The sequence below is a fragment of the Niabella insulisoli genome, from assembly GCF_039652435.2.
GTDB lineage: Bacteria > Bacteroidota > Bacteroidia > Chitinophagales > Chitinophagaceae > Niabella > Niabella insulamsoli.
Genome location: NZ_CP190246.1, coordinates 104,258 through 117,069 on the forward strand (window position 1 = coordinate 104,258; position 12,812 = coordinate 117,069).

General features: G+C 46.1%; 11 protein-coding genes. 10 read left to right on the forward strand and 1 reads right to left on the reverse strand.

Annotation, left to right across the window (positions count from 1 at the left end):
• Positions 1-9: 9 nt before the first annotated feature.
• Positions 10-3,249, reverse strand: coding sequence for a TonB-dependent receptor (locus tag ABDK00_RS00465; RefSeq protein WP_346237538.1), 3,240 nt, complete (start codon positions 3,247-3,249; stop codon positions 10-12).
• A gap of 362 nt (positions 3,250-3,611) precedes the next feature.
• Here ABDK00_RS00465 and ABDK00_RS00470 point away from each other — a divergent pair, with 362 nt between their 5' ends.
• The 10 genes from ABDK00_RS00470 to ABDK00_RS00515 all read left to right on the forward strand — a co-directional run bounded on the left by ABDK00_RS00470 (position 3,612) and on the right by ABDK00_RS00515 (position 12,811).
• Positions 3,612-4,514, forward strand: coding sequence for an ion transporter (locus ABDK00_RS00470; RefSeq protein ID WP_346237539.1), 903 nt, complete (start codon positions 3,612-3,614; stop codon positions 4,512-4,514).
• A 114-nt stretch (positions 4,515-4,628) separates the two neighbouring features.
• Positions 4,629-5,609 carry a PDZ domain-containing protein gene (locus tag ABDK00_RS00475; RefSeq protein WP_346237540.1) on the forward strand — a complete coding sequence of 327 codons (981 nt, stop codon included), beginning with the start codon at positions 4,629-4,631 and terminating at the stop codon, positions 5,607-5,609.
• 246 nt (positions 5,610-5,855) lie between these two features.
• Positions 5,856-7,304, forward strand: a complete 1,449-nt coding sequence (gene gatB / locus ABDK00_RS00480) for an Asp-tRNA(Asn)/Glu-tRNA(Gln) amidotransferase subunit GatB (RefSeq protein WP_346237541.1) — start codon at positions 5,856-5,858, stop codon at positions 7,302-7,304.
• 42 nt (positions 7,305-7,346) lie between these two features.
• Positions 7,347-8,519: a TlpA disulfide reductase family protein gene (locus tag ABDK00_RS00485; RefSeq protein WP_346237542.1), complete on the forward strand. Its 1,173-nt coding sequence runs from the start codon at positions 7,347-7,349 to the stop codon at positions 8,517-8,519.
• Positions 8,520-8,613: 94 nt separating this feature from the next.
• The gene (locus ABDK00_RS00490; RefSeq protein ID WP_346237543.1) at positions 8,614-10,461 is read left to right on the forward strand and encodes an amidophosphoribosyltransferase; all 1,848 of its coding nucleotides are present in this window, start codon (positions 8,614-8,616) and stop codon (positions 10,459-10,461) included.
• A 196-nt stretch (positions 10,462-10,657) separates the two neighbouring features.
• Positions 10,658-11,140 carry a SixA phosphatase family protein gene (locus tag ABDK00_RS00495; RefSeq protein ID WP_346237544.1) on the forward strand — a complete coding sequence of 161 codons (483 nt, stop codon included), beginning with the start codon at positions 10,658-10,660 and terminating at the stop codon, positions 11,138-11,140.
• Positions 11,141-11,182: 42 nt separating this feature from the next.
• Complete coding sequence (gene trmB, locus ABDK00_RS00500; RefSeq protein ID WP_346237545.1) at positions 11,183-11,893, forward strand: tRNA (guanosine(46)-N7)-methyltransferase TrmB; 711 nt, start codon at positions 11,183-11,185, stop codon at positions 11,891-11,893.
• On the forward strand, positions 11,874-12,065 hold the full coding sequence (locus ABDK00_RS00505; RefSeq protein WP_346237546.1) for a DUF5522 domain-containing protein: 192 nt from the start codon (positions 11,874-11,876) through the stop codon (positions 12,063-12,065). The genes trmB and ABDK00_RS00505 overlap by 20 nt, the downstream gene beginning before the upstream one ends.
• The gene (locus ABDK00_RS00510) at positions 12,037-12,429 is read left to right on the forward strand and encodes an MGMT family protein (protein WP_346237547.1); all 393 of its coding nucleotides are present in this window, start codon (positions 12,037-12,039) and stop codon (positions 12,427-12,429) included. The genes ABDK00_RS00505 and ABDK00_RS00510 overlap by 29 nt, the downstream gene beginning before the upstream one ends.
• Before the next feature lie 22 nt (positions 12,430-12,451).
• Positions 12,452-12,811 (forward strand): hypothetical protein, encoded by a 360-nt coding sequence (locus ABDK00_RS00515; protein ID WP_346237548.1) that lies wholly within the window; start codon positions 12,452-12,454, stop codon positions 12,809-12,811.
• Position 12,812: the final 1 nt, after the last annotated feature.

Below are 12,812 nucleotides of genomic sequence, written 5' to 3' on the forward strand. Positions count from 1 at the left end.
AATCAAAGATTAGAAAGTAACGTTCAGGCCTAATAAATATTGACGAGGAACAGGGTATATGCCCATATCCACCCCCGGCGCAGTGAATGTTGATGAATACTGGCTTACTTCCGGATCCATACCGCTATAACGAGTAATAATAAATAGATTGGAAGCACTGACGTATAAGCGGAGATTAGAGATGTAGCCACCAAACATTTTATCAACCGGGAAGTTATAGCCAAGTTGTAAATTCTTCATTCGGAAAAAACTGCCATCCTGAACATAATAGCTGGATGATTGATACTCAATTGTAGGAGCTGCGGAACTTGCGGAAGGCATCATGCTGCCCGGGTTACTCACCGGATCCCAGGCATTCAACGTGCGCGTACTTACGGCTCCTGGAAACGCATAAAAGTCGGTATATTGGCGGGTGAGGTCAAAAAGTTCGTTGCCCTGAGATCCGTTAAAAAACATGTTGATGTCGAAACGTTTATACGATGCATTAAAGCTTAGGGAATAAATAAAATCGGGGTGTGGGTTTCCAATTACCGTTCGATCCTGGCCATCAATAATGCCATCGGGCACGCCATCCGGCCCTGAGATGTCTGCAAATTTAAACCCGCCGACCCTGGCTCCGGCATATCCCGCGCTGTTATCAATATCAGCTTGGTCCTTATAAATGCCGGCTACCTGGTATCCGTAGAAAGCGCCAAGTGGTGCACCCGCTTTCAAAACTGAGGTGGTAACGCCGCGCAGCGTCAGATAAGGTTGCTGTGAAACGGTTGGAGCCAATTGGATGATGTTGTTCGTATATTTTGAAAAGAAACCACCTACGTCAAACCTGAATGGATCGCTACCGCCGCCGGTGTAGTGATAATTCAAAGAAAACTCAATGCCTTTATTTTGAATATCTCCAGAGTTAATAAATGGAGAGCTACCCGTTCCTACAGCCGCCGATGGTTTGGGCACCGGATAAAGCACGCCGCTTGTTCTTCTATCAAACCAATCTATAGACCCATCCAGTTTATTATTCATAAATGAAAAATCCAGTCCGATATTAAGCGACTTTAGTTCTTCCCACTTCACAGCCTGGTTATCATAACTGTTAGTCCACAGGCCGCTGGAAAGGCCGCCGCCACCCGCTATTGGGTAGAAAGAAGCATTAATAGAGGATGCATATCTTCTCAAAAACTGAAAAGACGGGATACGCTGGTTACCTGTGATACCATAACCAGCCCTTAATTTTAAATCGCTGATCCATGGGGTAGCTTTCATAAAGCTTTCATTCGACAAGCGCCAGGCAAAACTTCCGGCGGGAAAAAGGCCGTAGCGGTTGTCCGGCCCGAAATTAGAAGATCCGTCACGGCGTAAGGTTGCCGATACGAGATATCTGTCATCGTAGTTATAATCGGCTCTTCCAAAAACAGAGAACAGCGCGCCCTCCGACCCCTGGCTGCCTGCGCTGGTAGTAGCTGCCGTGCCCAGATAATAATAATTAAGATCGCCGGTAACAAAAAAATCATTTCCGTTGCCGTCTAGCTGGCGCCATTTTGATTCTATCGCTTCCGTGCCGGCCAGCAAGGTAAGATTGTGTAGGTCGTTGAAGTTGTTTTTATAGGTCAATGTGTTCGACCAGGTCCACTCTGAACCGCTGCCCCTATATTCCCCAAGCGTGTTGTTGGTAAAGCTTGCTTCCGAGCGTTCCGGATTAGGGTATCCTATCGATATTCCATCATAAGTCTCGTATCTCACACCATAAGTACTTCTAAAATTCAGCCCTTTTGCAAACAGGATATCGGCAAAGGCACTACCGAAGAACTGGCCGCTATTATTGACATTATCTTTGGCCCGGTAAAGCACCGCCAGCGGGTTATCGGCATTTCCCATTTTGTCGCCCCTGGTGCCCGCAAAGTTGCCCATGATGTCATAAACAGGAATAATGGTTTGGATACGGTAGGCCCAGCCAATTGGAGATCCCTCGCCCTGATAAGACCCCGCTGTGTTCACATTTACGCCAAAGCCCTGGCCTTTAGTATAAGAGTATTGCATGTTTTCACCAATGGTGACTTTATCATTTAGTAATTTGAAGCTGGTATTACTACGAATGGTGTATCTCTCAAATCCGGTATACTTGAAAGTGCCGTCCTGTTTGAAATACCCGCCGCTCAACGCGTAGTTTGAGTTTTCTCCGCCGCCTAAAACACTGATCTGATAGTTTTGCATCGGAGCGTTTCGCGTAATTTCTTCAAACCAGTTGGTTCCCGCCTGGTTGGCTTTTGTAATTTGATAAAATTCGCCCGGATCCATTACATAATTGTATTTTGAAGGATCGGCATCGGAGGCTGTGATATTTTGTCCATACACATTGCCGGCTACAAGATATTCAGGCAGCGAAGGGGCGCTGGAATTGGTGCCATAGTTGGCGCCGGTGGTTTCGCTTGTACCCGGAGTAACGCCTGCATTACGAAACCGCTGATAAACATATTCCGCAAACTGTTGCGGGTTTAAAAAATCCGGAAACCGGCTCCTGTTGGGCCTTTGCGTTCCGTAATACATGTCCAGCGAAACCCTCGGCGGCCCTTTGATCCCTTTACGCGTCGTGATAATAACAACGCCGTTGTTGGCTCGCGAACCATAGATCGACGCCGCGGAGGCGTCCTTTAAAACCTGCATACTTTCAATGTCGTTGGCGTTCAACCAACTTAGTTTTCCTTCATAAGGCATCCCATCGATAATATAGAGGGGGTCATTGTTGTTGATAGTGCTAAACCCCCGGATTCGAATTTGGGGTGTGGCGCCCGGCGCACCGTCATTAATAATTTGAACGCCCGTGGCTTTACCCTGCAAAGCCTCTATTGGACTCGCCGAAGGCTGCTTCTGAAGATCCTTCATATCCACCACGGCTACCGATCCGGTAAGGTCTTTTTTACGCTGTGTGCCGTATCCGATAATCACTACGTCCTGAAGGTCGGTTGCTTCAGAGGTTAATTGCATGTCTCCATTGCCGGAGCTGGTAACAGTCAGGCTTGCCGGTACGTAGCCAATACTGCTAAAATTGATAACATCCCCCACCTTTGCGGTGATGGTATATGTTCCGTCGGCATCCGTAACCGTTCCTACCGTGCTTCCCTTGACCGTGACTGAAACATTGGGTATGGGGTTACCTTCGCCATTGGTTACCTTTCCGGTAACGGGCTGTGTTTGCGCCATGAGGCGCGCGTTGCATAGCAGGAGAATAAGGCCCACCAGCAAGCATCTTAATTTCATAGTCATAGAAATTGATTTGGGTTAGTAATAAAAAATCGTTAGCTATTTAAGAATGTTTAATACAGCAAGCGCTCAGCAATCGAGTTGAAATGTTATAGAAATTAAGGTACTAATTTTTAATGAAGATTTTCTATGTTTTTTTGGGATGAATGACCCTGTTTTCTCAAAAATTGATTAAGTGCAAGAAATTCAAATCTTTAGAATGGGCTTATTTTAATGAAAGCAAAAACACAAGAAGCGCTTCAGTAATAAGCATGGTTTACCTTCTACAGCACACGGTTTATATACACTTATTATAAATGCTTGCGCGTGCGCTATATTCATACTCTACAGTTGATGCATAATTTTTACCTTTAATCCGTATGTCACTTTTACGATTAATACCAGATAAACACGATGTGCTTCAGGACCATAATATTCCTGACCAGAAACATACGCTGAGAAGGAAGATTTATATCATCATTTTCCAGAGTGATACGCCGGCTGGGAAAGCGTTTGACATTGGCCTGTTTATACTTATCCTGGCAAATATTATTTTGCTTGTCCTCGAGAGTGTGGAGCCCATTTCAATTGGCTTTGACAAGGTTTTCAGAATTCTCGACTATGTGTTCATGGCGATCTTTACATTCGAATACCTCTTACGCCTCTACTGCGTAAGAGAAGCGCGGCGCTACGCAAAAAGTTTTTACGGTGTGATTGATGTCCTGGCAATCTTGCCTTCCTATGCCGAATTCTTTTTACCCAATTGGCATATGCTGATGATTATTCGCTCCTTCAGGCTGCTGCGCGTGTTCCGCATTTTCCGCATGGTGCGTTTCCTGGATGAAAGCCGCTATATGGTTTTTGCGCTGATCCGAAGCTTCAGCAAAATCATGGTATTTCTGTTTTTCATTGTGTTGCTTACCGTTTTTTTGGGTTCAGTCATGTATGTGCTCGAATACGAACACAATCCCGGTTTTCACAGCATCCCCCAAAGTATTTATTGGGCCATTGTCACCATTACCACCGTCGGCTATGGCGACGTGGCGCCCACTACCGCGCTGGGCAAAATTATCGCTTCCTTCATCATGATCCTGGGTTATGCTATTATCGCCGTGCCCACAGGTATCATGTCTGCTTCGCTGGTTCGCCAATATAAAGACATGGAAAATGACGACCGGGTTTGCGAACGGTGTGGCAACAAAGACCATGCGGCAGACGCAGTGTATTGCAAAAACTGCGGCTCACGGCTGACCAAACTAAAAAGCCAGGAACCTAAATCTTAACAATTCCGAAACACTTCGTATTTGGCGCATTACCGTATCTTTGAAATACGAAACTTAACGTAGTTCTTGGTTTAGAACCATATCAGTTTCTATCTCACTAAATAAAAAATACAAATGAAAAAAATATTGATTGGAGCCGCCTTGGCATTACCCTTCCTGCTAAATGCGCAGGAACAACAAGCCGATAAAAACATCGAGCGTATCATTATTACAAAGAAAGACGGGGCAGATGAAAAGCTTAATATCGTGGTCGATGGCGATAAAATTATGCTCAATGGCAAGCCGCTGGAAGAAGGTGAAAACGGGGACGTGACGGTGAAACGTTTAAAAATAAAAGACCTTAACACCTTCAACTGGTCGCCGGAAGTTGGCAACGCGGGTCAAAATTTTAATATGATGTTCGACCGTTCGCCCAACAAAGCGATGCTGGGTGTAACCACGGATAAGTCGGATGAAGGAGCAAAAGTGATGAACGTAGCCAAAGAAACCGCTGCCGAAAAAGCCGGTTTAAAAGAGGGTGATATTATTACGGCCGTCGATGGCAACGCGATTAGCACGCCCAGCGAACTTTCTGACGCGCTGAAGGATAAAAAGCCCGGAGACAAAGCTTCGATTACTTTTTTACGCGATGGAAAATCTCATACCGTAACAGCGACGCTTACCAAATGGACGGCCCCCGCGATGATATGGCGTGGAAATGGCAATATGAATCATTCTGCTCCGGAAATAGACCTGGAAGAACTCATGTCCCGCATTCCGCGGAACTTCGAGAACCGAGGAAATAATTTTAGTTTTAGATATGGATTGCCGGCCGGCGGCCCTACCTTAGGTATTAAAATTCAGGACGTTGAAAAAGGTGACGGCGTAAAAATAATTGGCGTGGACAAAGGATCGGACGCCGACAAGGCCGGGCTGAAAGAGGGCGACCTTATTAAAGAGGCCAACGGAAATGCCATAAAGGGAACCAACGATCTTTTAGCTGAAAAAAGAAAGGCCGAAGCCGGCGATACGTTGAAATTAAAGGTAGAGAGAAACGGCAGGCCGCAAACCATTGATGTTACTTTAAGTAAAAAGATAAAAACTGCCGAATTATAAAAAGGATTTGATTTTCTGATTGTTGGATAGTTCGTTTTTGTTAGGCGCGGCGTTAGCCGCAAAAGTTAAGTTGTAAGGAAGGATTTCTCAAGCCGGTAGCTCAATAATTGCTGCCGGCTTTTTTTGCATGTTATCAAAAGCGCCCGGCCAACTGCGCCGTAAAAGGCTGCGCGCAGTTTTTAACAAAGCAATTCTGAGCGCTTTGCGGCTTAAGTCGCAATTCCTGCTTATTTTTACGGCCTTAAAATGAATACAATAAGCGAACAATACGAAGTGGTGATTGGCCTTGAAGTGCACGCCCAATTACTCACTCAGAGTAAACTTTTCTGTGGAGACAGCATTGCTTTTGGTGCCGACGCCAACACCCATGTTAGCCCCGTAACCCTGGCTCACCCGGGTAGTTTACCCAAAATGAACCGCGAAGCCATCGCCCATGCGGTAAAAATGGGCCTGGCCTGTCACTGTGAGATTGAGCAAAAAAATTATTTTGCCCGTAAAAATTACTTTTACCCCGACCTGCCAAAAGGCTACCAGATTTCGCAGCACACCACCCCGATTTGTAAAAACGGCTACGTGTCTATCAAAACGGAAGCCGGAAAAAAAGAGGTAAGGCTCAACCGCATTCACATGGAAGAAGATGCGGGTAAAAGTTTACACGATGTCAACGAATCGAACACGGCTGTGGATTATAACCGCGCGGGCACGCCGCTTATTGAAATTGTAACCGAACCGGATCTACGCAGCAGCGAGGAAGCTTTTGCTTATGTGAGCGAACTGCGGAAAATGGTGCGCTATCTGGGCGTTTGCGATGGTAATATGGAAGAAGGCAGCATGCGCTGCGATGCTAATATTTCTGTAAGAAAACGCGGCGACGAAAAGCTGGGCACCAAGGTGGAAGTAAAAAATCTCAATTCGATCAGAAACGTTAAAAGAGCGATCGATTTTGAAGCGCAACGCCTTATTAAAAAGCTCGAAGCTGGCGAAACCATCCGGCAGCAAACGCGGAGCTTCGATGCCCACAACGGAACCACTTTTGCGATAAGAGATAAAGAAGATGCAGAAGATTACCGCTATTTCCCCGATCCGGATCTGACGCCCTTTGACCTGAAAAGTGAGTTTATTGAGTCGATCAGGGCTGAAATCCCCGCGCTGCCTGCTGAGCGCGTTCACACCTACATTCATCAATACGGCTTGTCAGAATACGACGCAACGGTGCTAACGGAAGAAAAGGATGTTGCCGATTATTTCGAAGCCGCGATCGGCCACACTCAAAATTATAAGGCAGTTGCCAATTGGATGCTGGGGCCGGTAAAGAGTTTTTTAAACGAGCAGTCGCAACCTATATCCGGCTTTGTTTTGCAGCCGGCGCAAGTTGCAGCGCTCATTAAATGCGTTGACGACGGAAAACTCAGTTTTTCCACGGCCTCAACGCGGCTCTTTCAATTACTAATTCAAAACCCCACCGCCGCACCCGATGCGTTGGCAGCGCAACACAATTTGATACAGCAGTCCGACGCTTCTGCACTGGAACCCGTTGTGGATGCTGTTTTAGAACAATTGGCGGATAAAGTTGTTGCCTATAAAAAAGGAAAGAAAGGCCTCCTGGCTTTGTTCGTGGGCGAGGTGATGAAGCGAACCAAAGGAAAGGCCGATCCTAAAAAGACCAACGAAATCATTCTCGAAAAACTAAAATAGCCGTTGCCCGGTGCATAGCCGCCGCAGACGCGCTCACAATATATGAAGCAGTTAATTATTTTAAGCGTAGCCCTGTTTTCTTTAGCGGCTTGCAATCAGGAGCAAAAACATTCTTTTAAGATTTCCGGGAAAATAGCGAATACCAGCGGCCGACAGATTTACCTGGAAGAAGTGCCGATTGGCACCATGCGCCCCGTAATCGTCGATTCTGCTGCGCTCGATAAAGACGGCCGTTTCGAGATCGAAACAGAAACGGGAGAGGCAACAATTTATAACCTTCGAATCGATCAAAATACCTATCCTGTGGCGTCGCTTATCAATGACAAGCCATCGGTTGAAATTGAGGTGGTTATGAACGCCGAAAACAACCAGCTTCCCGAAAAGTATGAAGTAAAAGGGTCGCCCGCGAGCCAAAAGATGAAGGATTTTTTATTTGCTTTTAATGATAAACTGCAAAACATTTTCGAGGGCGTTTCCAAAATTGATAGCCTGAGCGCAAAAGGCACGCCCGACAGTACCATTGCGCCGTTGCTACAGGCGAGCAAGGCTGATATGGATGCCGCGAAAAATTATGTTTTAGATGAAATGAAAAAATCGGACAACCCCGCGTTGACGATCTATATGCTCGGCTTTTATCAAAGTTCTACCGGTAACCCCGCGCTCGGCCTCGAACCGCTGAGCAATGAGCAGGTAAACGGAATCATTGCTGATGTGATTCAGAAGAATCCCGGCCACACCGGCATGGTAGCGTTGCAGAAAGAATTGCAATCGCAGCAAAATAGTACGGCACAAGGCGGTTGGGTCGGCAAGCCTGCCCCCGATTTCACGCTTCCCGATGTGAACGGCAACCCCGTTGCGCTGAGTTCGTTCAAGGGAAAATATGTATTGCTCGATTTTTGGGCAAGCTGGTGCAAACCCTGCCGTATCGAAAATCCGAATATCGTTGAGGCGTATAATAAATTTAAGAATAAAAATTTCACTGTTGTGGGCGTTTCCTTAGACCAGGCTAAAAATGCGTGGCTAAAAGCGATTAAGGATGACGAACTAACATGGCCGCACCTCAGCGATCTCAGGTTTTGGGAATCTCCGGTGGTGGCGTTATATGGTTTTGAAGGAATCCCTTTCAATGTGCTGATTGATCCGCAGGGCAAGATCATTGCCGAGGGGCTGCGCGGGCGCTTTTTAGAATCGAAGCTGGAAGAAGTGCTGAATTAGAGCGGGTTGAAACGGGAGCGGCGAATTTTATTGAACTATATTAAGTGCTGGTTAAGAACTATTCTTGTAAATTTGCATTTCTTTTTCCAAGTATATGAGCGATCCAATTAAACACGAATGCGGACTAGCCTTCATCCGGCTTCGCAAAAGTTTTTCCCATTATTTGAAGGAATACGGAACCGTCATGTGGGGCCTGAATAAGTTGTACCTGCTGATGGAAAAGCAGCACAACAGGGGGCAGGACGGCGCCGGAGTGGCAGCGATAAAATTAAATGTAGAACCGGGACACCCCTTTATGCACCGGATCCGAAGTGCCCAGCCGCAGGCGATCGCTTCTTTATTTCAGAATATTGCCGAGGAGGTCAACGAACTCACTAAGTATAATCCCGACATTATCAATCATCCCGGCCTGATGAAAGGCCATGTAAAGTTTCTGGGCGAATTGTTACTCGGACATTTGCGCTACGGAACGCAGGGAAAAAATAATTCGGAGTTTTGCCATCCTTTCTTAAAAAGGCATACGATTTCTACCCGCAACCTGGCGTTAGCGGGTAATTTTAATTTGGTGAATACCGAAGAGCTGTTCACTAAGTTGGGCATCGAGCCCGGTCCTTTTCAAAAGCAAAGCGACCTTGCGGCGATGATGGAAATCGTGCACAAACACCTGGTGGAAGCCGACGAAGCTGCTCCTGCCAAGCCCAATATAAAACAGGTATTGAAAGATGTCATCCCGCAATTTGACGGAGGTTTTTCGGTAGGCGGCGTGACGGGCGACGGCGTGGGATTTGTTTTCCGCGATCCCCATGGCATCAGGCCATGCTATTACTACGTTGATGACGATGTTATTGTGGCGGCTTCCGAAAGAGCGGCGATCAGAACGGCGTTTAATGTTGGTGAAAACGCGGTAAAAGAACTGATGCCCGGCAACGCGCTCATCGTTCAGGAAGACGGAAGTTTTGAAATTGACGAGGTGGTAACGCCCAAAGAGCGCAAAGCCTGCAGTTTTGAACGAATCTATTTTTCGCGCGGCAGCGATGAAAAAATTTATAAGGAAAGAAAAGCGCTGGGCTTCAACCTCAGCGAGCAGGTTTTGAACGCGATCAACTTCGACCTGAAGAATACCATCTTTTCATATATCCCCAACACAGCTGAAGTTGCTTTTCTCGGTTTGCAGAAAGGCATGCAGATGTATTTGAATCAAATCAAAATTGATCGGATTTTAAGCTGGGGAAAAGATTATGATGAAGAAAAGCTGAGCGAAATGATCAATCGCCGCATCCGCGTGGGCAAAATCGCGATTAAGGATGTGAAAATGCGCACCTTTATTACCGAAGATGCCAGCCGCAACGAAATGGTGCAGCACGTTTATGATGTAACCTACGGAACGGTAAGGCCGGGTATCGACACGATCGTTGTTATCGATGATTCTATTGTAAGAGGTACTACGCTTAAACAAAGCATTATCAAAATGCTGGCCCGCCTCAAACCGAAAAAAATACTGATCTTATCGTCGGCGCCTCAAATACGCTACCCCGATTGTTATGGAATCGACATGAGCAAAATGGGCGATTTTATCGCATTTAATGCGGCGGTGGAAATTTTGAAAGACAGGGGCAAGGAACAATTATTACAAGACCTCTGGCAGAAATGTAAGGACCTGAAGGCAGAAGGTTTGCTACACACAGAAAATGTGGTGCAGCAGATTTATAAAAGCAGCACCAGTACTGAAATTTCGTATAAGATTGCAGAAATGATCACGCCTAAAGGGCTTGAAATTCCGGTTCAGGTAATTTTTCAAAGCATCGAAGACCTGCACAAAGCCTGCCCTAACAACCTCGGCGATTGGTATTTTACCGGCAACTATCCAACATCAGGTGGAAACCGCGTGGTGAACCAGGCGTTCATGAATTATATGGAAGGCAAAAACGAAAGAGGATACTAAGCAATTATATATTTTGATGAAAGCCCCGCAAGTGCTCAGCAAGCGGGGCTTTTATGTATGCGGGATGGGATTATATTTGCAGCAGGATAGAATAACAGAAGCGTTAAGAAAGATTAATTAGCGTGAAGCACGGTTAAATTTTTTGAAAAAGCAATGCTGAAAGCGATAATTTTGCCGACTATTTGAAAAGATTTTTATGAAGACATTGATTATTATCCGTCATGCCAAAGCAGAGCAGGGACATGGGACAGACAGCATGCGCCGCCTTACAGAAAGGGGCCATCAAAACGCGGCTTTAATGGCGGCCCGCCTTGTTGAAAAAGGGTATAAGATAGACAAGATTTTTGTAAGCCCTTCAGAGCGTACCAAAGAAACAGCAGTTTATTTTGCCGAGGCGAATCATTTAGAACCCAATGACATCAAGTATTTTGACGATTTATATCTGGGCGATACCTTACAAATTACGGAGACCGTAAACTGGTTGCAGGAAAATATTCAGACACTCGCGGTAATTGGCCATAACCCCGGCGTCACCAATTTTACCAATGATATAACGGGCTCAGAAATTGAGTCGCTGCCCACATGCGGCATTGCTGTTATGCATATTGATTGCGATGACTGGCAGGATTTTAACGAAGCAGACAAAACCCTGGTTGAGGTAATGTCTCCAAAAGATTAGCAGGATAGCGATAGTTAGCCGCATCAAAATTTTTCCTAAAAAATGGGACAGAAAAAACTGATCCGCTTTGCGGAATTAAACACTTTTGCCAACGTGCTTCAGTTTCCGGAAAATATCGGGGGGCAATGGGCTGCGCATTTTGGAAACCAAAATCCGCTCATTTTAGAATTGGCTTGCGGAAAAGGAGAATATGCTTTAGGCCTCGCCAAATTGTATCCTCAGAAAAATGCTATTGGCGTCGATATCAAAGGCAACCGTTTGTGGGTGGGCGCGAAAAAAGCTTTGCAGCAGGGGCTTAAAAATGTGGCCTATCTACGTGCACAAATTGAACAGCTTAATCAATATTTCTCGCCCCATGAAGCAGATGAAATCTGGATCACTTTTCCTGATCCGCAGCTGCGTTATTCTAAAGCGAAAAAGAGGTTGACGCATCCCCGTTTCCTGCGCGTGTACCAGGAAGTAATAAAACCTGGGGGAAAAATACATTTGAAAACCGATAGCCCGGATCTTTACAGGTTTACAAAGGAAGTAATCGACAGGTATGACTGTAACCTGATCACCGATATCAATGATCTTTATCAGCAGGAAAACATATCCGAAGAGCTTAAAATAAAAACACATTACGAGGCACTCGATATTGCGCAAAGTAGCCGCATTCACTATTTATGCTTTACTTTACCTGAGGATTTGGGCGGCGTTGAAAAAGACGCGGCGCTAAAAGAAGCCATCAGGTATGAATTGGATAGAGGGTGAGCATTACTATATAAACCCCAGCGGCTTGGTTGTACTTACCGAGCGTTTTTTGCGGGAGCGGGGCTACTGTTGCGGTAGCGGCTGTCGCCATTGTCCTTTCGACTATATAAAAGTTCCCGAACCGAAAAGAAGTTTGCTGCGCCATGAACGAAATCAGAAAGAAAAAGAATAATCCCGCTAAGATCAAAGCGATCCAACCATCCGGGAAAGCCGACCAGGGCTTTTTCGAGCAGGTTTTTGAGATTGCCCGCCAGATTCCCAAAGGCCGCGTTACCTCTTACGGCGCTATAGCGAAGTGTATCGGCACGGGTAAATCGGCGCGACTTGTTGGCTGGGCCATGAATGGCAGCAGCAAAGCTAAGCCTAAAGTTCCGGCACACCGCGTGGTGAACAGCGCCGGGCGGCTTTCGGGCAAACTGGCTTTTAAAACCCCCACTTTGATGGAAGAACTGCTGGCAAAAGAAGGCGTTTCCGTTAAGAATGATAAGGTGGGGGATTTTAGAAAAATTTTCTGGAATCCGATGGAAGAACTGTAAATTCGCGCCTTCAAAAATGTTTGTGCCTTTACATAATCAGCGCTCGTTGCGCTTTCGGCGGTGGAGCCGGAAGTCTTATGCCGCGTTTCACAGCATTGGCAAACATGTTACCATTGGCAACCTCAAGAATATTGTGGCAGACACCCTGCTCGGTAAGCAGAAAAACGGGCCATCTTTTCCAACAGGCAACACTGATATAGAAACGAACGGGGAAGCTTCCCTCCTTCCCGAAGAGCAGCAGGATCTGATGCAGGAAATTATTTCCCCGGTGCCCGTGCGTGTTCCTGCAGAGCAAGCGAACCCAACCCGTTATAAATTTTATTTATGGCCAACAGCAAACGATGCTGTTGGCTTTTTTTATGTGCTAAAAACAGTTTTTTAAA

What these genes read in the sequence shown, in the direction of transcription:
- ABDK00_RS00465 (WP_346237538.1), bottom strand. Translation starts at nt 3,249, where the DNA reads ATGAAATTAAGATGCTTGCTGGTGGGCCTTATTCTCCTGCTATGCAAC.
- ABDK00_RS00470 (WP_346237539.1), top strand. Translation starts at nt 3,612, where the DNA reads ATGTCACTTTTACGATTAATACCAGATAAACACGATGTGCTTCAGGAC.
- ABDK00_RS00475 (WP_346237540.1), top strand. Translation starts at nt 4,629, where the DNA reads ATGAAAAAAATATTGATTGGAGCCGCCTTGGCATTACCCTTCCTGCTA.
- gatB (WP_346237541.1), top strand. Translation starts at nt 5,856, where the DNA reads ATGAATACAATAAGCGAACAATACGAAGTGGTGATTGGCCTTGAAGTG.
- ABDK00_RS00485 (WP_346237542.1), top strand. Translation starts at nt 7,347, where the DNA reads ATGAAGCAGTTAATTATTTTAAGCGTAGCCCTGTTTTCTTTAGCGGCT.
- ABDK00_RS00490 (WP_346237543.1), top strand. Translation starts at nt 8,614, where the DNA reads ATGAGCGATCCAATTAAACACGAATGCGGACTAGCCTTCATCCGGCTT.
- ABDK00_RS00495 (WP_346237544.1), top strand. Translation starts at nt 10,658, where the DNA reads ATGAAGACATTGATTATTATCCGTCATGCCAAAGCAGAGCAGGGACAT.
- trmB (WP_346237545.1), top strand. Translation starts at nt 11,183, where the DNA reads ATGGGACAGAAAAAACTGATCCGCTTTGCGGAATTAAACACTTTTGCC.
- ABDK00_RS00505 (WP_346237546.1), top strand. Translation starts at nt 11,874, where the DNA reads ATGAATTGGATAGAGGGTGAGCATTACTATATAAACCCCAGCGGCTTG.
- ABDK00_RS00510 (WP_346237547.1), top strand. Translation starts at nt 12,037, where the DNA reads ATGAACGAAATCAGAAAGAAAAAGAATAATCCCGCTAAGATCAAAGCG.